Here is a 19,890-nt window from a genome sequence, read left to right on the forward strand (position 1 = left end):
GCCACTTGTCGCCGTTCAAATTCTTTGAACGAGGATCATGCATTATTCTGACCTGTCGTTCTGTGCAGGATTTGCCGGTTCTGCGAATGCATTTCGGATTTTCTTCAAAGCATTCCGGAGCGTGGTGTTGAGCTGATACAGGGCCTTATTGCTTGCGTAATCCTCATGGCGTGCCAGCGGCAACTCAATCAGGCGGTCAAGCTCGAGGACCGTTATACCCAGCTTCTTTGCGATATATTTTTTGTCACGGGATGCCTGTTCAATTGTCGTCATCGGAGCGCTAAGCTCTTTCAGGGCTTCGTCGCGGGAGATTTGCCCAGAGACGATCAACGCCGAATAGTGCAGGCGCCGCTTGTCAAAGCCATAGCGCGCCGGCAGATAAATTTCCTGATAGAATTTTGTAAATCGGCTTTCCTGATGCTTGCTCCCATAGTCGACGAAGCCGTAAGTCTCGATCAACTCCCGCTTCGCCGCTTCCTTGTCGTACGGCAGAAAATTCAGAGGTTTCACTATTTGAATTTGCTTGCGAATGCGGGTCAGCCACAGATAGTTCATTGACCCGATCAGCGGAAATGACTTAAGGGGCCTCGAACCATGTGCTGCGTGGATAGCACGGAGATTGCGTGCATCCATAGCCGGGTAGCCACCCTGCGGAATATGAACGCTTTCGCTGCTGAAGTTGACGCCGCTGAGAAAGTAGTGCTGTTCGAATTTTGTGGCGAGGCGATAGAGTGTAGAAAAAAATGCGTGATCCTGCGGGACATCCTGATTGAGGACGGATGCTTTGAGGTAGGCAAGCTGAAGATCCCGCATTTCTTCCCACTCGACCACGTAAGTATGCAGGTCAATATCAAGCTTGCGAACCAACAATTCAATATTTCGCACCGCGGCCTCGGTGTTCCACCCACCATCGACGTGAACCGCCAGAATCCGCAGGCCGAAGTCGCGCCGAAGTAAATGTGCGAGATAAGCGCTGTCCACCCCGCCACTTAGACCAATCATCACGTCGTAGGGCTTGTCCGCCATTTCCCGTTTGATCTGCTCGATCTTCGCATCGAGCCGGCTTCTGCCTTCCGGCGTCGGCCACCATTCGTGAGGCTTGCGCGCCAGCGCATCCCGACAGCAGAGACACTGCCCGTTTCCATCGAACAAAACGCCGGAATTGCTATTGTCCATTACGCAGAATGAGCACACGTGGTATTTTACGGCTTTGTTCCCCATCATCGTTGCGTCTTTGCGGACTGGCGCGACTCTAGATCGCGCATCGATGGATAGGTTATGAGAACGGCTCGCAACCGACCGATAAAAACGAACGCACTTCCCGACGCTACCGCACTTGCTCCCGCGCGCAGACCTTCGAGCAGATGTTCCAGATTGCCAGCGCCGCCGAGCGCCACAACCGGCAAATCGACAGCGGCCGACACCCTCGATATCAGTTGAGTATCATAGCCTTGTCGCTCGCCGTCGCGGTCAATGCTTTGCAGCATGATCTCACCGGCACCAGCTTGCTCGATCATTTCTGCGTACGTCACCGGATCAATCGATGTAAGGGTCCGACCGCGGTCCAAGGCCACGCGCCATCCATCGTTCACACGCCTGCAATCGATGCACGCAGCCACTGCCTGGGATCCGAAACTGCCCGCTAGCTCCTTGATTAATGTGGCTTCCGCGGCGGCACGACCGATGACCACCTTTTCGACACCGGCTGCCAGAATTGGAGCCACGTCAGCAGCTGATCTGATTCCCCCGCCATAACTCATCGGCATAAAGCATTCGCTGGCAAGTTCCGAAATAACGCCGAGATCAGGAGATCGGCCCTCTTGCGATGCGTCGATGTCCAGCACGCAAATTTCGTCGACTTCCTTTTCGTTGAAGATGCGGATGACGTTGAAAGGGTCGCCGATATATACTTCTTCACTGAATTGCCGCGTCTTCACCAGACGCTTCCTGCTATCCAACAACAACACCGGAACGAGGCGCGAACGCATTTATCGCGTTCTTTCGATAAAATTGCGCAGCAGCTTCATTCCGGACCGGTGGCTCTTCTCGGGATGAAACTGAACGCCGTAAATGTTATCGCGCTGAATCGCGCAAACCACGGCTTCATCAAATTCATAGGTCCCGGCGACGTCAGCCTGATTGTCACAGCGCATTTTGTAGCTATGCGTAAAATAGAACCTGAACTCGGCCCCAGCGTCGAATAGCCGTGCCGTTGGTGCGGGATGAATGTCAGCCCATCCCATGAACGGCACCTTGAGACGTGCAGCGGGATTAGGCCTCATTCTGATGGTGTCTGCGGCAATCCAGCCAAGGCCGGCCAAGACACCTTCTTCACTGCGGCGGCCCAACAGTTGCATGCCGAGGCAAACCCCGAGTAGTGGAACCTTGCGGCTCATTACAGCATTCTCGAGCGACGGCAACAGCCTCGAACTCGACAGCCGCTGCATCGCGGCATCGAACGCGCCGACCCCCGGAAGCACCAAATGGCTGGCTTCGCGAACCTCCGAAGGATTATCCGTAATCCTGGCATCGAACCCGATGAAATCCAGCATATTCACAATGGCGCCGGGATTACCAACCCCATAATTGACGATCGTAATCATTACGCGCCTCTGCGCGCGATCAGAAAGACGGCAATGCCTGCCAAAGCCACCAAAGTCGCGCCGGTCAACAAGACTTGAAATTGTGTCAGGATCAAAGATAGCACGACCAAAAATAGATATGTCGAAATGATTATTGCAATGGCGCCCAACAATGAGAAAACGAGACCAACGCGGGGCCACCCCGCGACCCGGTAGCACGTCCAAAGGAACCACAAATAGCTAGCCGACAACGCGACACACTGCAGGAATACAGCCGTCATCAGAGATGAGCCGGCGCCGAGCGCTCCCCAAAGCGCCCCGATCGAACTGAGCCCGGCGATTACTTCAACCTTGAGGTTCACGTCCTGACGTCCGACTGCGTCGAGCAACCGGTCCATCCAATTGGTGATCGTGAACAATGCCGCCGGGAACACGAGCATGGCTGCCAACTGGCCCGCCCCCCGCCACCGCGGACCTAGCAATGTTTCCGCCAAGGCGTCATTGCCGAAAGCGACAAAGCCGATCGCGGGGCCGCTTGCCAGCAAGAAAGATCGCACCAAACGGTCAATTGCGGCACCCTGGGCTTCTAGCCCTTCAGAGGCGGTCCGGTGGAAGAACACTGGCCTAAGCGCTGCGCTCGTCAATCCAGACGGGAAGTGAGTCAGGCGCCAGGCCTGACTGTAAAGCCCGACCGCTGCCGATGGAGCGAACAGGCCGATAATAAAGATGGGCGCGCGCTCACGCAGCAACGAAAGAATTGTAAAGGGAAGGGAGATTTTTGGAAAGCGCCGGTTCCTTTGCAGCATTGAAAGCATTTTATCGAATTTGAGTAGTTTCGGGTCGGGCCGATGAGTTGACCGCATGACGATCCAAACATTGAACATCAGGGCGGCGGCCTGCCCCGCGACGCTACCGGTAACCAACCAAGAGCCATGTCCGAACAGCCCTCCACCTAGTTGCACCAGGTTGGTGACTATCGCGTTCAGAACAACACCGATCGAGATTTTGGCGAATGCCCCTTCCCTCATCAACCAACCCTGGAAAACCACCCCGAGACCGACCAGCAAAAGCCAGCACCAGCCCATCGCCGCCGATAGGCCATCGATCCCAAGAGTTTCGAGATATCCTGCAGAAAAAACGATGGCGAATCCTGCGGCGACGGAACACGAAATCACCACGGCCACCACGGCGAACAGCAACTGCTCGGCTGCCCTGGGGTCGCGCTCCATAACCAAAGCCAAATCGAACCGCAACGAAGCGAGCGACCCGGCCCCAATTGCAATCACCTGGATCACGGCCCAAGCGCCGAAATCCTCCGGCGTATACAGCCGGAATAGTACCGGCACCAGAGCCAGCGTAAGCGCCTGCGACAGAACCGGCCCTATACCGGACGAGAGCAGACTTTGCGCCAACCCCCCTTGCGGTACCCGCGTCTGCAATTCGCTAACTTTCAGCAAAGGCGCGGATGAGGTTCACAACAGTATGTTGCTGATCGCGGGTGATTTCCGCAAACATCGGCAGCGACAAAATGCGGCTCTGCTGCCGATAGGCATTGGGAAACTGCTGAGGACGATGAGCGAATCGGCTATATGCCGAGAGAAACGGCAATGCCGTCGGATAATTGACTGCCGTTTGCACGCCATTAGCGCCGAGAAAAGCTGCCAGCTGGTCGCGCCGCGGATGCTGAACGGTATAAAGATGATACACATGCTCCCGTCCGGCCGCGACTCGGGGCACCTCAATGTCCTCGATCTGATTCAAACCTGCATCGAACACAGCAGCCGCAGCTTGGCGCGCCCGCGTCCACTGCGGGAGATGGGGCAGCTTAGCCAACAGAATCGCCGCCTGCAGACCGTCGAGGCGGCTATTGATACCCTCGATGACGTGCTGATGCTTGGTTAGGCCGCCGTGCCGCGCAAGCATTGCCATTCCGCCGGCGAGTTCCGGATCATTAGTCACGATCGCGCCCGCATCTCCCATCGCGCCCAGATTTTTCCCCGGGTAAAAGGAATAGGTCGCCGCATTCCCAAAGGTGCCGACTAGGCGACCTTTATAGCGAGCGAGATGAGCCTGGGCGCAATCCTCCACAACCCATAAATTATGTTTGCGAGCGATCGCCATGATCGCATCCATGTCTGCCGGTTGCCCATAGAGGTGCACAGGAATTATCCCGACAGTCCGAGGCGTTATGGCGCTCTCGACCGCTACCGGGTCAATCGTGTAGGTGTCCTCATCCGTATCACAAAACACCACGGTGGCGCCAGCATGGGTGATCATCGCTGACGTGCTAATCCATGAATGCGCAGTCGTTATGACCTCATCGCCTGCGCTCACATTGAGTGCTGCCATGGCTACGTAAAGCGCGTCAGTGCCATTGGCGCATGAGACGCAGTGATTGGCTTCAACGGCGGCGGCAAATGCCGTTTCGAACGAGTCTACATATGCCCCCCTGATGAAAGCGCTGTCCTGAATCACAGCCGCAATTGCGCTATCAATATCTGCTTTGATCGATTGATACTGGAGATTGAGGTCCGCGAAAGGTACTGTCAGCATATGATTCCTAACTGGGTTGACCCCGATCACCCTTACTTGCGCGCTAACCTGCGCGCGGGATTTCCGGCGTACGTACCGGAGACGGTTATGTCCTTTGTAACCACGGCGCCGGCGCCGATCACCACATCGTCGCAGATGCGAACCGGAAGAATTGTGGCATTTGAGCCAATCGACACGCGGTTGCCAATGCTGGTTGCGCGCCAGATTTCTTTTTGACCCCGCGCCGGGGCTCCAATGGAGAAGGTGTCATTAATGAACATTACGCCATGACCGATGAAGCAGTCCTCGCCGATAGAGACCATCTCACAAATGAAGGCATGGGATTGAACCCGAGTCCGCGCCCCGATACGCGCAGTTTTCTGGATCTCGGTAAATGGTCCGATGAAGCAATCATCACAAATCTCGCATCCGTAGAGATTGCAAGGTTCGATAATTTTGACACGCGCGCCAAAGGTAACATCCTTCACACTGATATGCTGGACGTCTAATGAGGTCATGGGACCACCCCGAGACGGCAAAGACGCGGGCTAAATTGCAATGAAACTTCCTTACCCGTTTCAATCGACTCGTAGAGAGCTGATATTAATTCAAGGCTTTTACGGCCTTGAAACCCATCAACGAGCGCTGGACTTTGATTCTCCAAGCAATCAACAACATGCTCATAGTAAGCCTGATGACCGAAACCATAAACGTTAGGTGGATTCACCGAGTAGTTCGCAACGACTTCCTTATCCGAGTCGAGCTCGTCTACAAAACGCCAATGCCTGATCTGATTTACGGCAAATCCCGCAATTTCAACTGCTCCCTTTTCTCCCAAGATTGAGAGCGAGCCTTCCAAATCCTTTGGTCGCACGGCTGTGGTCGCTTCGATAACCCCTAACGCGCCACTCCGAAATTTCAATGTTGCAATCGCGGTATCTTCAGCCTCGATCTTGACCAGCGCTGTAGTTGCGCGGGCATGCACGCTAACAACGTCGCCAAAAAACCATTCGAGCATGTCGATGTGATGGCTGGCCTGATTTGCAAGAACCCCGCCGTCGTACGCCCATGTACCGCGCCAAGCGTCTTGGTCGTAGTATAACTGGTCGCGACACCACCGAACGCGTACCGTACCTAGAACAAGACGCCCGAACCTGCCAGCGTCGAGAGCCTCACGAGCTTTCACCACCGGAACATTAAACCTATTCTGTTTAACGACGAATAGCTTGACACCGGCCGCGTCGCAGGCCTCGATCATTGCATCCGCATCCTCCAACCGCAGAGCCATGGGCTTCTCAACAACCAAGTGTTTCCCGGCCTTTGCGACAGCGATCGCATGAGTCGGATGCGACCCGCTCGGCGTGAGAATTGACACGACGTCGATTTCTGGCCGCGCCAGCAACTCTGCTAGATCATAGTACGCCGGAACATCATATCGGGAACCGATCGCATCCGCCCTTTCGCGAATTACGTCACAGACGCCGGCTAATTTTGCACCCTTGATGTGCCCACCACCGAGCAAATCAGAATGTCGTTTTGCGATGCGCCCGCATCCAAGAAGGGCGATCCCGATCATGGACAACGACCCGTATTCACTCCACGCACATCCAGTCGCAACGATCCAGTCATAAATCTGCCCTCTCTGTCGGAAGTCGGAACGAAAATCCTGTGGAAGCAGGTTGTGTAACAGCTAATATTCTTGTCATGCAAGGGAACATAAGGCTGGTTTTCAGCCATGAATTGGCAAGAGCGGTCGACGGAGGCCGCCCGACCAAGTTGTATCTTGGCAACGGCCAGCTCTCACAGATGCGGTCTTGGCCCCCTCTCGCAGACCTAATTCTGACTGGCCTCGATGTTCTCTGCTGTTCAAAAGTCAAAACTTTTCGATTTCTTTCGCTCTCAGCCGTGTTGTTTTTGCCGAAAAACCCTTATGTGTTCTGGCTCAAATCCCTTGGAATGTTCATGAAAACGGCCAACAAAATTGCCATCGCGAGAGCTCTGCATTATTTGGTCCGATCCGGCCGGGGCGTTGTGGGTCGGCCGGACATCGGTAAATTTTCAAGGCGGGGCGTGGTGTACGAACTGGACCTTTCGCAAGGAATCGATTTTGCCATTTACCTGGGCGGCATGTTCGAGCGGAGCACCGCAGTCGCGTTGGCCAAGCTTACAGAGCCGTCGTCCCTCGTGCTGGATATTGGCGCCAATATTGGGGCGCACACGCTAACGCTGGCGGGTCTCGTCGGCCCGAGCGGCCGGGTAATGGCATTCGAACCGACAGATTTTGCCTTCCGCAAGCTTCGGCGCAATCTGGATCTCAATCCATCGCTTGCCTCTTGGGTGGAGGCGTTCCATTGCTTCCTGACGGCTAACGATGGGGACAGCGTACCGAACGCCGTCTACTCAAGCTGGCCCCTCGCAGCCGAGACCGGGTTGCATGCCAAACATCTTGGTCGCCAAATGCAGACAGAGTTCGCACAGGCGCGAAGTCTCGACAGCATTCTGAACGAACGTGCGGACCGCAAGGTGCAGTTGGTCAAGCTTGATGTCGACGGCTACGAGTGTGATGTTCTTCGTGGCGCAACCTCCATGCTTCGCAATGCGCGCCCCATCTTTGTGATGGAATTGGCGCCTTATGTGCTCGAGGAGCGAGGCGCTTCGTTGGATCAGCTTCTTTCTTACTTCATTCCGAATGGCTATGCTTTTTATGATGAGCGCTCACAGAAGCGGTTGCCGTCGGCGGCGAAAGAATTGCAAAAACTGGTTGCCGACGGCGAAAGCATGAACGTGATCGCGCGCGCCGCCCGATAATTTGACGCCGAGGCCCCAATGTCTTTCCTGCAATCCGGTCTTCCATCGCAATTTGACAATTCGCGTAAAAAAGAATTCGTCGAATACACCGAAGCTCATTTGGATGAACAGGGTCGCCGGAACAGGTTCAATGCCGCTTATCGCGACGATGATTGGAAATTCATGCGATTTCTAATCCCCCCCGGTAAGCGGGTGTTGGAACTAGGCTGCGGCCGCGGAGATTTGCTCGCCGCGCTTGAGCCGTCGTACGGCGTCGGCGTCGATTTCGGCGCCAAGACCGTAGCGAAGGCCCATGAGCTGCATCCCGATCTTCATTTTGTCTTTGGAGATGCAGAAGACCCTGCGACGCTGACCTCGATCAAAGGCCCGTTCGATTACATAGTGATCGCCGATACTATCGGCATGTTCGAGGATATCGATGGCACACTAAAATTGGTGCATGATCTGTGCGCCCCGTCAACTAGGATAATCATCTCTTATTATTCCCGCTTATGGGAGCCGATCCTAAAGCTAGCTGAAGCGTTACGTCTGCGGAATAAACCACCGAAGATCAATTACGTCGCCACGGCCGACTTCGTGAACCTGATGGATCTGGCGGATTTCGAAATGATCAGTCAGGAGCAACGGCAACTGATCCCTTTCCGGTGGTTCGGATTTGGGTCGTTCATCAATCGATACATTGCTCCGTTGCCCGGGGTCCGGCGGCTATGTCTGCGGACCTACATCGTCGGGCGTCCGGTGCGGCAATTTCTTGATCGAAAATTCTCCGCGAGCATTCTCATTCCCTGTCGCAACGAGATAGGCAATATCGAAAACGCGATTTTGCGGATGCCTAGATTTGGTAGCTCACAGGAAATCCTGTTCGTCGAGGGGAATTCCAGTGATGGCACATTCGAAGAATGCGAACGCGTCCGCAACGCTTATAAGGATAGCTGGGATATCAAGGTCCTGAAACAGGATGGCAAGGGTAAGGGAGACGCGGTACGGAAAGGTTTTGCGGCGGCGACGGGTGACGTCCTGATGATTCTCGACGCGGACCTCACGATGCCACCGGAGGCGCTACCTAAATACCACACAGTGATCGAGACGGGAAAGGCAGAATTCGTGAATGGGACCCGACTAATTTATCCCATGGAGCAAGATGCGATGCGCCCGCTCAATCTGATTGCCAACAGATTCTTCGCCTATCTGTTCAGCTATCTCGTTAACACCAGACTGACGGATACGCTCTGCGGCACCAAGGTATTGTTACGCAAAGATTACGAAGCGCTGGCGCGAGAACGCGCTTTTTTCGGAAACTTCGATCCTTTTGGCGATTTCGATCTAATCTTTGGTGCAGCGAAACAGAATCTCAAGATCATCGAGACGCCCGTGCACTACAAGGCGCGCACTTTTGGCGAGACCCAGATCTCACGCTTTCGCGACGGATGGCTGCTCTTGAAAATGGTATGGTTTGCATACCGCAAGCTCAAAGCAGTTTGACAGCATGAGCGCTTCCGCCTTCGATCAACGCCAAATTAATCATCGCAGCCAATGGGAGAAGAAGGAATCGGTCCGACTACTGTATCGGGATTTTCATCGACAACTGCTCGAGAATTGTCCTGATGGCAGTGTTCTGGATATCGGTGGAGGAACGGCCCACGTCAAGGATTTCAGGCCTGACATAGTCTCTACAGACATTCTGTTCTTTCCGGGTATCGACGTCGTAGCCGATGCACACCGGTTGCCGTTTCGAGATGGGTCTTTCACCGGCGTGGTAATGCTTGACGTCCTGCATCATCTGGAGCGTCCGATTGAATTTCTCCAGGAGGCTTCGCGCGTGCTCAAACCAGGCGGACGCCTCGCGATGATCGAGCCGGCGATGACTACCATCGCTCGCAGATTCTACCATTATTTTCACGCCGAGCCGGTAGATATGAATGCCGACCCATTTGCGCCGATTACAATCAACCCTAACCGGGATCCATTCGACGCAAATCAGGCAATTCCAAGCCTTTTGTTCGGGACGCCGGCAGCCCGCAGGCGAGTTGAAAAAGTACTTCCTTGGTTGCGCGTCCGAAATCTTAAGTGGCTAAGCTTGTTTGCATATCCATTGAGCGGAGGATTTCAGAGTTGGTCCTTAATGCCTCCGGCGCTCGTTCGCTCCACGTTGGCTTTCGAGGAGAAAGTACCGGAAGCAATTCGAAGGCAAATTGCGTTTCGAATGATGGTCGTCCTGGAGCGCCTCTAGCGATAGACATTCGACCGGGAGATATCATGTCGGCCACCAGGTGGAGATTGAGCTTACTAAGCCACATCCACGAAAATGCTGATCCGGACTCACAGATCGCAGCATCGGCAGCCACAACGGCTTTTTCGACAGCGAAGAGCGGAGGTCCTGCTAACCAATTCGGCGGCCGCGCAAATCGATTGCTGGCAATGATACCCGCCACGTCACGCTGACTGCGCAATCAAGGCACCTCTAGGTGCTATTGTACGTATCAAGAAGCTTGCGGCACGAAATGCCCAGCGTATAGACATGAATACGATCAATTACACAGCGATCAGGCTTCAGCTCGAGTAAGCCGCTCGATGTCTCCGACGTAAGCTCGTTGAATGTGCGCACCACAACGCACGGATACTCCTGGAAGAGCTGCTCATAGGAGTATGGCTGAAAGTTTTTAAAAAGGCCGTTCCGATAGAGGTCGTGATCCAGCAAAGCGTTCTTGAAAGACCTCACGTAACTATCAGAGAACCTCTTCACCATTTCTGGAGTTGCCAACGTGAATATGTCCCCGAAACTCAACGGATGCTCGGGCGCTCGAACAAACATGCCGGTGACATTCGCGCATGATCCGGCCGCGCTCAATATAGTATTGGACAGCTTCGCCCCAATTTGATCTTGAGCAATCTGCTCCACTGCATCGTTCCGCGCTCGAACAATTGTCGTGCCACAAATTGCAACGCAGAAAAAGATGGCGGCTTTTGTTATAAATTGCGGCGCCACGCGAGGAAAAAGCCGCCGAATCTCTATAACCGCGAGAACGACTACTCCGCTCGTAGCAGCCCAATTGGCAAGCATGTAATGAAGGTTGAAATGCTTCGCGGTAGCAAGAAGATGCGCGCACATCGCAAGAAATGACGCAACCAGCGTAATGCTGATTGGATCAAGGAAGCTCCTGCTCTTGATCATCCTCGACAATGCTAGAATAGCTCCAGCTGAGAATATGCCAAAGATGATCGGTTCGGCAACAACGATCGCCTTCATGTTGAGCCAAAACGTATCGCCATCAATTAAACCTGCCTCTCCATGGCCGTACTGTCCCTTGTGGCTCGCGATAGAATAAAGCCAGGCATAGCCGTCATATAGTACACGAGGATGAAACAGGAAGTGAATCACGTAAAATGCCGAAACTGCGACCACACCGGACACTGCAAGCGCCAAGCGATTTCTAAGCAACGCCGCAATACCCACAACAGCCAGAGGCATGTACAGAAATTTTGATGACATTCCGAAAGCACATACTAAACCCAATACGAGTCCCAATCGAGTAGATGGCGGCTGGTCGCCCAGCGCTGCCTTCAGAATTAGAGCCATCCCGAGAATGACACTTGAAACCAAAAGACTTTCGGGCATTAGAATGGATGGAAAATGAATCGTCTGGAGGCTGACAAACGGCGCCACCTGAAAGAGCATCGCGGCAATTGAACTACGCGCAGCCCTCTTCACGATCAAACCTGAAACGAATAGCACGCTGGTAAGTATTGCAATCTCTACAGAGCGGGCGGCGTAAATGATGCTGTCAATGTTCTTGAGGCCAGATCCTATTATGTCTGTTTGACCATCAATCAGGGCCCATAGCTTGAATATGCTGCCTACAAGAAGCAGCGTTGTCGTGCCGGGGTGCTGAAAGAGTTGGAACGAATAGCCGCCGGCCCAAGCGAGACCGTTCATCGCATAAGCGTATTCTGGATCGACCTCTCTTCCCCACGGCGCTGTGCTGGAGCAATACAGAAGAGCCGTTGCGAGAAACATCAGGGGGATCGGAAAGACCGAATACCACGAATTACCCTTGCCAATCGACTCATCTGGAAAATAATGCATGCTTGTGGCTCTCGATAGATTCTATAGACGACCCTAGGGCTGACGCTTTACCCAGCAATAACGAGTACCGGATGTGCCGGAGCAAGCGCTTGGTGTAACATGACATCACCAAGAGAAAGAGACGCCATCAGCGCAGGCTTTTACAAGCCGCTGCGGCTATGTCTGGTGCCCTTTTTGGCTTCAGCAAATGCTGCCTATAACTCGCCGAGACTGATCCGGTTGTAGAATCGACAACTCCCACCTCGACATAGTCGCGGCTAATGTCAATTCCATAATCCAGCAATACGTCAACAGACAAATGGCGGTGACCATCAGGCTCCGTCAAAACCCAGGCCCGCCCTAACTCATCGCAAGGTACCCGGCTAAGTAGCGCTGCGGTCCAATCGTTACTTCCTGGATAGCCGCCAATAAGCCAAGGTGCGCCGATGGCTTTTGCACCAATGGCATACAAAGCGCCGGGATTTTGTCCGGTGAGGTCAATCATCGGGTCGCCAATCTTGAATCCCGATTCTTTCGCCATGCGGTCAAGCTGGCCGATGTAGTTTGCAGACTGCGCTGATACACGGAGTTCCCCGCCTGAGCGCGCAAATCGAAGCGTACCGGTAAAGTCGTATAGGGATTGGATCTGGCGATATGGATGCTGAATGCCGACATCAATCAGCATCGTTGTTACGATTAGTGACGTCACCGCAATTGGCAGGAGACTCCGCCAAGCTGTCCGTTGGTTTCGAATGCCAAACAGGATCGCGCTTGTCAAAACCCAAAAAACTCCGGCCTCCCCGCCGGCGATCCAGTAATTTCCGCCGGTGCCGAAGGCGTAGACGTGGGGCATTGCTACAAAGTAGACGGCCGAGCTCCAGCGATCTCGGGCGAATAGATGTATCAATTGACCCCGTTCCGCGACCGCTGCGCCGGCCAATCCCCCAAGAAACGTGCACCAGAACAACATCGCCTGAAATGGCGAGCTGTGAAATCGTGGAGATGCAAAACCGAAGACCATGGACACGCAACCCGCGCCAACCGCGATCAATATGCAAGCTCCGAATGTCCGCGAGGTATCCCTCGGCGAACGGATCAAATAGGTCGAAAACGCAACAACAATTGATAGAATAGAAATCCATGCTTGCTCGCTCGGACCAATGCTAAAGCTGTCCGCGCGAAAGATGCGGTCGATGGTATGACCCGCACCTAGACGCGCGGAATCCGCTAAACCTGTTTTGTAATGCTCAATGAAGTCGACGATCGACCCGTCGATCATCCAAATCGTCACCAATCCCAATACAATCGCCCAGGTTGTCGAAAGAAGCAGAAAACGCCAGTTCCACTTCTGCGAGGCGAGAAGATATAAGACGATCACGAAACCCAGCGCCGCGGCGGTTGTCGGCTTCGCCATAAAGGCGAGCCATCCCCCCGTTCCAATTAATATCCATCCCCCCATACTTGCGCGGGAGAACGCGGCGTCTGCGATCATCACACCGATTCCCGCGATGAACAACGCCTGTAATCCGAGTGTGTTGTAGTTCGGTGTGGGAATCCATGTTTGTAGAAATCCGAGCGAACCCGTCGCCAGAATGAACATGATGCCGATGTTAGCCTTCCGACAGTCAAGCCAACTCGATCCGTCGTCGGTCTTGATCGATTTTACCACCGAAAGACATAACAGCCATGCGAGAAGAACGGTAATGAGAATATTCGCCTGCCGCAGTCGTGGAATATCTTCTCCCATCAACCAATAGATCGGGTGATAGATAAACCCGAACTGGGAGATCGAAATTGGGTAGTCCCACGGACGCGCAATCCAGGCAATGTCGAGGCTCTCGTCGGTGAGATCGAGGCCGTATCTGCTCAGCCAGAGCATCTTTCCGATCAACGTGGCACTCGCGATGATGCCAATGGCAAGGGCTAGGCGTTCTGCTTGTCGTGCTACCAAAGGTCTCAACTTTCGGTCCATTGGATCGTCGCTAAGCGGTTCCGAGGGCGGCTATCCGATCAGCCTCGGAATAGCGCCAATTCTGCATAGCAGCGGCGAGAGTTGTGGACGGAGATTCTTAGGAATGTTTCAAACGTAAAGTCTCTCTCGATCAAGCACCGCCAAACGAATCAATGTTCGGTCAATCGTATTTCGCACATAGCGCATCTATCCCGATCAGGCTCGATCGAAAGCCAAAGAATTTTTTTACCACAATAGCATGACTGCATAATGGCGGTATGGATGCCGAATGGACCTGTTGTTGACATGCACTGCCCGCGTAATTTGAAAAAGCTTATGGAAGGTCAGATATTGTCACACTTGGTGGATCGCAGTCTAGTTGCAGCCAGCACCGCTCCTAACGAGATCGCACGATGACGGCTGCGTCGCGCCAATTGGAGCGTTTCCCGAAAGCTACAACAGCAACTGCTCAAGCCGAGGCTGGAAGCACTTTCTGCCTGCGAAAGCCAGAGCTGCCGTGAATTAAGCGGGCCTTTTCCGAGACCGAAAGGCCTGCGCCGTGGCCATGTTTGCTACCGGCAATGGAAGCTATAAACTCAGAATCCGCCGTATTCGGTGCATCTGGCCACCTCATAGACTTGTTGCGCCTTGCGCATAAGAGCGTGGGAAACCTCGCATTAGTATCGGGCTATCAATCCCGCTAAAGCTGCTTTTGCAGGTTAACAACGCATGCTACCAAGGCCAACATCGCGTACAGGGATATCGATGCACAGCGTACTAATCACGGGCGGCGCCGGCTTTATCGGCCAGAACCTGGTGCATGCGTGGCGCGCCGCACGGCCGGCCGACCGCCTGACCGTGGTCGATGCTATGACCTATGCAGCCAACATTCGAACTCTGGAGTCGATGATTGCCCGACTTCTCAGCTACTACGGCAGAGTCTGACTTCTCCGGGTCGTACATCGGCGGCTACGGCTCCTCGCCTTCCCACCGCGGACCGTCCGCCCAAGGGGGCGTTCGGCCGACCCGGAGATCTCCCGGTTCCCGTGCGAGGAGCGTGCGTGCATGCCAGGTTCTTCGACCACGCCGGGTCACCCAAGCGCTTGCGATGACGCTCTTGGGCATGTTGCCTTCCGCTACACAGACAGCGTCGGCACCCGGAATCAGTTTTCTATCGCGGCTCAATGGTTGGCCTGCACGTCCCCTGCCGACGCTTCGCCGGCATCCTCGCGGAGGCCTGCGCACGGCTTGGGGTCGATGCGGTTCGCTATTCCATCATCGTAGTGGACTTGCACCACCTACTCCTTGCCGGTCTCCCGGCGCACCTGTGTTACGAACGCACATCCAGAATTAAAGCACTCGGGCGACGTAGACCATGGCGGCTTGGAGAGACAGCCGTCTTTGATATGGAGGTCGCAATATAGTTATTGTCGGACGGCAATTAAATTAACGGCTGGCAGAATAGCCCAACACCGCCACGCCAGCCATGACGAGAAATGTCCCCGCCAGCTGTAGCACGGACATTCGTTCGTTCAGAAACATCGTGCTGCCTATCACCACCAACGGGAACGTTGCGCCAAGAATGGGGTAAGTCTGGTTAAGGGGCAACCGCGACATCGCAACAAACCAGGCTCCACCGGCCGTGAAGACTAAGACCGCGACGAGAACGAGCCATGGATTGATAGCCATGCGAAAAACCCAGAAGACCAGTTCAGGCAACTGCGCGGCGGGCGGCTGAACCTTGGCGATTTGCCACTTTACGATTATCTGACCGATCACGGTGAGCAAAATAGTCACGGTGACCATGGTCCAACCGAGCAGCATCGCTTGCTTCTCCCAGGGAATGCGCCGGCACGCTCAGGGTACGCCGACGACAGAATGAGACGGCCAGACGGCACCGAGCGCGATCTTCTCTCCCGCCGCGATTCGGCTATGCCCGCCGATGACTGAGCCCGGCTTGAAGCTAGCATAGGCGCCGACCGCAGTGTGATGAGACAGCATCACATGCGGCCACACGGAAACCCCATCCTCCAGCACGCAGTGCGGTCCGACATAGGCACCGGCATCGACGATGTTGCCAAAGCCGAGCCGCGCGGTCGGCGAGACAACAGCGGCGGGATGGATCAGTCGAGCAGGGCGAACGCCCGCGCACCAAACGCGTTCCGTGATTGTGCGCCGGGTCTCATTTTCGCCAATTGCGACGGCCACGTCCACCACATTTTCGGCATCGGCGATTTCAGCAAGCCGGGCAAGCGGACCGAGAACTGGGGCTTCAGCAAATCGTCCGGATACGCGGTCGTCAACGAAGCCGATCAGTTCAAGGTCGGACCTGCAGCGGATCAGCTCCGCAATCATTTCGCCGTAGATATCCGCACCGGCAATCAACACGCGCGTTCGCGGCGGAGTACCCGTAAAGCCGACCCACCGGCCGCTTGCAAGGCAGTTGAAATAGCGCTCGTCATATCCGAGCACCCGCATTAGGGCCTCTATAGGTGCCGGATCGTAATCCACGCGAAACATTTCCACTTTGCGCGCGGCCACGTCCAAGATCATCGCCTGAGCCCGACGGTCGCCATCGACTGGCAGCCCCACGGCTCCCGGATTGAGCACCGCATAGTTGGCTTCGATTTCGGCGACCGGACGGTGGGTGTTGCCAAACACGACGATGCGGCCCGCCGCGTAAGCGCGCACGCTTTCATCGATGATTCTGACCTTTTCGTTCACAGGATCGTTCGGGCCGCCATGGCAGATCGAGAGTTGGCGGCTGTCCACGTCGAGATCTGCGCGAGCAGGTAAGGCAGCGAGCCAAGCGCTCGTCTCGGCGCTAACGAGCCGCCGCTGAATTTGCAGGGAACGGGTCGCGGCGGAACTGTTCCGGATCGGCCGGCCGCTCAGCAGCGCGTCCTCATGGTTACCTCGCACACAAATCGCATTGAGACGCCGCAGACATGTGACGACCTCATTGATCATTGGTAGATGGCCGGCGATGTCACCGGCACAGATCCAGCCGTCAACTTTATCACCAATCGCAGAGACGACCGCCTCGAGAGCCGGTAGGTTGCCATGGACGTCCGCGACAACGGCCAAACGGGTCATCTCTCTCCCTTCCAAACCGAAAGATCGCGTGCCACCAGGACTCGATATTCATCCTCCTCGAGATACTGCTCGGACCAGTGTCGCAGCACGGCTCCCGGGCGGGCCGCGACAGGTGCGGGGTCCTCGCCAAACACCAGTTCGCGGATTGCGAGCTCCGGTTCGTTGACGCCAAAATATGCGCGAATGGGCGTGGTGCTGCTGAAGCGAGGATTGACTTCAAAGGCGACCGGCCCGCGGGCCGTCATTCGCAACTGCACGTTTACCGATCCGACTGCACCAAGGGCGGCCGCGACCTTGATAGCATAGGCCTCAATGACAGGATGAGGCCTTAGCACTCCCTTATACGTCAGGCCGAAGTTCAACTCACGCCGAATCACTGTGGTCGACACAGTTCGCCCGTTACGCATACGATAGAGGCCGATTGTGTATTCTTGGTCATCGGGTAGAAGACATTCCTGCACGACGTTGCCCGCCCGTATATGGGGAGCAAGCGCCGCATCGTCTTGGATTCGGAACAAACCGCGGGCTGCCGAGCCCCGGCGCGGCTTGACGATGATGGGATAGCCGACCCGCCCAGCGAGCGCTAACACCTCGTTGCGATCCTCACCAGCCGCCGAGGCGGGGTGATCGAGCCCGGCCGACTTGAGAGCCAAGGCCGTCAGGTACTTGTCGTCAGCAATCCGCAGCACTTCAGCCGTGTTGACAGCAAAGGTCGTGCCGGTGCGTGCCATGACGTCGTCCAGGTGCGGGCGAATTGCTTCCGGCTCTGCCTCGGTGCCGAAGAACACAATGTCCATGCTCGTTCGAATCAGAAATTCCGAAAATTCTTCCAGATAGCCAGGTGCCCTTACGCGCGGCGCCACGACACTATCTGGCTCCCACGTCAGACCAGCGGAGAACGGGGCCGCGTCCATTACCCAGATGCGCAGCGGAAGTGTCGAAAGCTTGAGCGCCTTGTAGATATTCTGGCCGAGAGGATTGCCCATGCCGGTGACAAGCACCCGAACGGGGGTCGAACTCGACGCGGTACGGCGGGTCATCGTCAGTACGCCTCGCGTGCCTCGGCATCATCCGGAATGACGAGGCCCGGGCCCTTACGTAAGATTAGCGTGTGCTCGAAGGGGAGATAATCGTGCCGCAGTTCAACGAACCTGGTCAGCGTCTTTGCGTAGGAAAAGTTGGTCTCGGGTGTGAAATAATGGAGTTCGGGATCCTGCCAGTCGACATAGGTTGACATGAAGTCGATCACCAGCCCGACCCGCACGACGTCAAAGAACCGCGCGATGGCCGCGCGGGCAACCGCCTCGTTGTCTGCGGTGTCATATTTGTTGTTGAACACCTGGGACATGAATGCCACGTCCGGCCGCAAGTCGGCCAACGAATCCTCGAAGATATCCATAGCGAGGAAGCGTCCTTCCGGAAACGCCTTCCGATTGGCCTCTAGGAACGGTTCGACGATATCGATGCCCGTATAAGATGCCGGTACAACTCCGCGCCGGCGCAGGAAGCGGTAGAACATTGCGAGGCCGCAGCCAACATCGAGAATGTGCAGGCCATTGAGGTCGAACGCCTCGGCATGGACCGCATGGCGGACCCACTGCTTGCCCGTGCCGCCGGATTTCAGGGCATCGACAGTGAGACCGTGCTCTGCGATTCGGCTTTCGTAAAGACCGGTGACGCGTCGACGCTCGCTGTCTGACAAATGATCCATTACGTCTCCATCGTCACTCGGGTTCCAACCAGAATACAAGGCGCCGGGCGATCAGCCCGAGAGTTTGCTTGACTTGATCATGGTAGCGTGGGTGCACTGCGATGAATACCGGAACTTCAGGATGACGAGCAAGCCAATCCCTGCCGGCGACCGGAATTCCCTGGACCCCCTTGCCTTGACGGCCGGCAGCATCGTCGATCAATTGCAGGATCGGTCGATGCGCGAGATCTGTATAGGTGTGCAAAAGGCCGAACACTTCGCCCGCGCCAAACACCGCCAACGGGCCATCGCCGATTTTCGCGAGCAGCCGGTTGACCTCGTTGAAACGCGCGAGCCACACGTCACGATTGGCGACTTGCAAGTGACCGGCATTCGCAGGTGAGCCAGAATTCGAAGGCTGGTCCAAGTGCTCGGCCGGCGTTGGCTCACATACGATCAGCCCGAACCCTTGCACGATCGAATGTCCGCTTTCGCTCGTAAGGGGATGCCAACCCGCACGCCTGGCAACCGCGGCCAGATGGTGTGCGGTGAAATGCCAGACGTGATCCTCGAAGAACAGATCATAACCACCGTCCTCCTGGATGGGTACGACGATGACGGCGCGGCCGCCATGATGACTGACGAGCCGCAATGCCATGAGGAAACCGATCGGATCCTCCACATGTTCGAGCACGCCGAAGCAGACGATGAGGTCCGCCTCCGGCAGGGGAGGACATCCAGACCCGACGGCCTGCTGAACCACGTGCAATCCTCGTTCGCGGGCGAGCGCGACGGCCGGGCGACTCACCTCGGTGCCGCGCACAAGAGCATGTGGGAAAAGGTCCGCAAGCCGGGCCAGCAGATTGCCCTGACCGCATCCGACCTCGAGCACCGCGGCTGGAGCCTCGCCCAAATGAGGCCGCAACCAATCCAGGATCGCTTGCGAACGCGGTACCGGGCCCGCAGCGGTGAAATAAATGTGTTCCTCGCCGCCGCTCGTATTGAGCGCGTAGTGCTGTTCGTAATCCAACACCGCGGCAGCGCCGTGTAACGTTTCATTTGAGGCAAGACCGCAGCGACCGCAGACGATCTTGCGCAGGGGTCTTTGAAGGCGACGAAGATCGGTCGTCAGCGACAAGGTGCCCGCCTCCCGATCGAGTAGCGGACG

Annotated in this window: 18 protein-coding genes; 4 read left to right on the forward strand and 14 right to left on the reverse strand. The window is 55.7% G+C overall.

All coding sequences use genetic code 11. The features are described from left to right. Window positions 1–42: 42 nt before the first annotated feature. Genes IVB32_RS08655 through IVB32_RS08685 form a run of 7 tightly spaced genes read right to left on the reverse strand, consistent with a single transcriptional unit; the run spans window position 43 to window position 6,690 of the window. Complete coding sequence (locus IVB32_RS08655) at window positions 43–1,224, reverse strand: N-acetyl sugar amidotransferase (RefSeq protein ID WP_247410130.1); 1,182 nt, start codon at window positions 1,222–1,224, stop codon at window positions 43–45. Further along, complete coding sequence (locus tag IVB32_RS08660; protein WP_247410131.1) at window positions 1,221–1,988, reverse strand: HisA/HisF-related TIM barrel protein; 768 nt, start codon at window positions 1,986–1,988, stop codon at window positions 1,221–1,223. Before IVB32_RS08660 ends, IVB32_RS08655 begins: the two co-directional genes overlap by 4 nt. Then, a complete protein-coding gene (gene hisH / locus IVB32_RS08665) occupies window positions 1,989–2,603 on the reverse strand; it encodes an imidazole glycerol phosphate synthase subunit HisH (protein WP_247410132.1) in 615 nt (204 codons plus the stop codon). Next, entirely contained in the window at window positions 2,603–3,994 is a 1,392-nt protein-coding gene (locus IVB32_RS08670) for an oligosaccharide flippase family protein (RefSeq protein ID WP_247410133.1), read from the reverse strand. Before IVB32_RS08670 ends, hisH begins: the two co-directional genes overlap by 1 nt. A gap of 31 nt (window positions 3,995–4,025) precedes the next feature. Further along, the gene (locus IVB32_RS08675; protein ID WP_247410135.1) at window positions 4,026–5,135 is read right to left on the reverse strand and encodes a DegT/DnrJ/EryC1/StrS family aminotransferase; all 1,110 of its coding nucleotides are present in this window, start codon (window positions 5,133–5,135) and stop codon (window positions 4,026–4,028) included. Between the two features lie 32 nt (window positions 5,136–5,167). Further along, the gene (locus IVB32_RS08680; protein WP_247410137.1) at window positions 5,168–5,632 is read right to left on the reverse strand and encodes an acyltransferase; all 465 of its coding nucleotides are present in this window, start codon (window positions 5,630–5,632) and stop codon (window positions 5,168–5,170) included. After that, window positions 5,629–6,690, reverse strand: coding sequence for a Gfo/Idh/MocA family oxidoreductase (locus IVB32_RS08685; RefSeq protein ID WP_247410139.1), 1,062 nt, complete (start codon window positions 6,688–6,690; stop codon window positions 5,629–5,631). Before IVB32_RS08685 ends, IVB32_RS08680 begins: the two co-directional genes overlap by 4 nt. 386 nt (window positions 6,691–7,076) lie before the next feature. On the opposite strand from IVB32_RS08685, the gene IVB32_RS08690 reads away from it, so the two are divergent. The 3 genes from IVB32_RS08690 to IVB32_RS08700 are packed head-to-tail and all read left to right on the forward strand — an operon-like array spanning window position 7,077 to window position 10,152. Next, entirely contained in the window at window positions 7,077–7,922 is an 846-nt protein-coding gene (locus tag IVB32_RS08690; RefSeq protein WP_247410141.1) for an FkbM family methyltransferase, read from the forward strand. Window positions 7,923–7,940: 18 nt separating this feature from the next. Beyond that, window positions 7,941–9,404, forward strand: a complete 1,464-nt coding sequence (locus tag IVB32_RS08695) for a glycosyltransferase (RefSeq protein WP_247410143.1) — start codon at window positions 7,941–7,943, stop codon at window positions 9,402–9,404. Window positions 9,405–9,408: 4 nt separating this feature from the next. Further along, entirely contained in the window at window positions 9,409–10,152 is a 744-nt protein-coding gene (locus IVB32_RS08700) for a class I SAM-dependent methyltransferase (RefSeq protein ID WP_247410145.1), read from the forward strand. A gap of 231 nt (window positions 10,153–10,383) precedes the next feature. Here IVB32_RS08700 and IVB32_RS08705 read toward each other — a convergent pair whose 3' ends face one another. After that, window positions 10,384–12,006, reverse strand: coding sequence for a hypothetical protein (locus tag IVB32_RS08705; protein ID WP_247410146.1), 1,623 nt, complete (start codon window positions 12,004–12,006; stop codon window positions 10,384–10,386). Window positions 12,007–12,133: 127 nt separating this feature from the next. Continuing rightward, window positions 12,134–13,957, reverse strand: a complete 1,824-nt coding sequence (locus tag IVB32_RS08710) for a hypothetical protein (RefSeq protein ID WP_247410148.1) — start codon at window positions 13,955–13,957, stop codon at window positions 12,134–12,136. A gap of 744 nt (window positions 13,958–14,701) precedes the next feature. Between IVB32_RS08710 and IVB32_RS08715 the strand changes: the two genes are divergently transcribed. Next, a complete protein-coding gene (locus IVB32_RS08715; RefSeq protein WP_247410150.1) occupies window positions 14,702–14,881 on the forward strand; it encodes an NAD-dependent epimerase/dehydratase family protein in 180 nt (59 codons plus the stop codon). 501 nt (window positions 14,882–15,382) lie between these two features. On the opposite strand, the gene IVB32_RS08720 is transcribed toward IVB32_RS08715, so the two are convergent. From IVB32_RS08720 to IVB32_RS08740, 5 genes are read right to left on the reverse strand one after another with little or no spacing between them, the layout of a single operon-like run. Beyond that, window positions 15,383–15,760 (reverse strand): hypothetical protein, encoded by a 378-nt coding sequence (locus IVB32_RS08720; protein ID WP_247410152.1) that lies wholly within the window; start codon window positions 15,758–15,760, stop codon window positions 15,383–15,385. A 33-nt stretch (window positions 15,761–15,793) separates the two neighbouring features. Beyond that, the gene (locus IVB32_RS08725; RefSeq protein ID WP_247410154.1) at window positions 15,794–17,032 is read right to left on the reverse strand and encodes a metallophosphoesterase family protein; all 1,239 of its coding nucleotides are present in this window, start codon (window positions 17,030–17,032) and stop codon (window positions 15,794–15,796) included. Further along, window positions 17,029–18,072 (reverse strand): ATP-grasp domain-containing protein, encoded by a 1,044-nt coding sequence (locus IVB32_RS08730; protein WP_247410156.1) that lies wholly within the window; start codon window positions 18,070–18,072, stop codon window positions 17,029–17,031. Before IVB32_RS08730 ends, IVB32_RS08725 begins: the two co-directional genes overlap by 4 nt. Window positions 18,073–18,074: 2 nt before the next feature. Then, window positions 18,075–18,743, reverse strand: coding sequence for a class I SAM-dependent methyltransferase (locus tag IVB32_RS08735; protein ID WP_247410158.1), 669 nt, complete (start codon window positions 18,741–18,743; stop codon window positions 18,075–18,077). Window positions 18,744–18,756: 13 nt separating this feature from the next. Next, window positions 18,757–19,860 (reverse strand): class I SAM-dependent methyltransferase, encoded by a 1,104-nt coding sequence (locus IVB32_RS08740; RefSeq protein WP_247410160.1) that lies wholly within the window; start codon window positions 19,858–19,860, stop codon window positions 18,757–18,759. Window positions 19,861–19,890: the final 30 nt, after the last annotated feature.

This window comes from Bradyrhizobium sp. 23, from assembly GCF_023073295.1.
Lineage (GTDB): Bacteria > Pseudomonadota > Alphaproteobacteria > Rhizobiales > Xanthobacteraceae > Bradyrhizobium > Bradyrhizobium canariense_D.

Excerpts from the sequence above, each read along its gene's own strand:
- IVB32_RS08690 (WP_247410141.1), top strand. The coding sequence starts at position 7,077 with ATGAAAACGGCCAACAAAATTGCCATCGCGAGAGCTCTGCATTATTTG.
- IVB32_RS08725 (WP_247410154.1), bottom strand. The coding sequence starts at position 17,032 with ATGACCCGTTTGGCCGTTGTCGCGGACGTCCATGGCAACCTACCGGCT.
- IVB32_RS08680 (WP_247410137.1), bottom strand. The coding sequence starts at position 5,632 with ATGACCTCATTAGACGTCCAGCATATCAGTGTGAAGGATGTTACCTTT.
- IVB32_RS08675 (WP_247410135.1), bottom strand. The coding sequence starts at position 5,135 with ATGCTGACAGTACCTTTCGCGGACCTCAATCTCCAGTATCAATCGATC.
- IVB32_RS08685 (WP_247410139.1), bottom strand. The coding sequence starts at position 6,690 with ATGATCGGGATCGCCCTTCTTGGATGCGGGCGCATCGCAAAACGACAT.
- IVB32_RS08705 (WP_247410146.1), bottom strand. The coding sequence starts at position 12,006 with ATGCATTATTTTCCAGATGAGTCGATTGGCAAGGGTAATTCGTGGTAT.
- IVB32_RS08660 (WP_247410131.1), bottom strand. The coding sequence starts at position 1,988 with ATGCGTTCGCGCCTCGTTCCGGTGTTGTTGTTGGATAGCAGGAAGCGT.
- IVB32_RS08695 (WP_247410143.1), top strand. The coding sequence starts at position 7,941 with ATGTCTTTCCTGCAATCCGGTCTTCCATCGCAATTTGACAATTCGCGT.
- IVB32_RS08730 (WP_247410156.1), bottom strand. The coding sequence starts at position 18,072 with ATGACCCGCCGTACCGCGTCGAGTTCGACCCCCGTTCGGGTGCTTGTC.
- IVB32_RS08735 (WP_247410158.1), bottom strand. The coding sequence starts at position 18,743 with ATGGATCATTTGTCAGACAGCGAGCGTCGACGCGTCACCGGTCTTTAC.
- IVB32_RS08710 (WP_247410148.1), bottom strand. The coding sequence starts at position 13,957 with ATGGACCGAAAGTTGAGACCTTTGGTAGCACGACAAGCAGAACGCCTA.
- IVB32_RS08720 (WP_247410152.1), bottom strand. The coding sequence starts at position 15,760 with ATGCTGCTCGGTTGGACCATGGTCACCGTGACTATTTTGCTCACCGTG.
- IVB32_RS08655 (WP_247410130.1), bottom strand. The coding sequence starts at position 1,224 with ATGATGGGGAACAAAGCCGTAAAATACCACGTGTGCTCATTCTGCGTA.
- hisH (WP_247410132.1), bottom strand. The coding sequence starts at position 2,603 with ATGATTACGATCGTCAATTATGGGGTTGGTAATCCCGGCGCCATTGTG.
- IVB32_RS08715 (WP_247410150.1), top strand. The coding sequence starts at position 14,702 with ATGCACAGCGTACTAATCACGGGCGGCGCCGGCTTTATCGGCCAGAAC.
- IVB32_RS08700 (WP_247410145.1), top strand. The coding sequence starts at position 9,409 with ATGAGCGCTTCCGCCTTCGATCAACGCCAAATTAATCATCGCAGCCAA.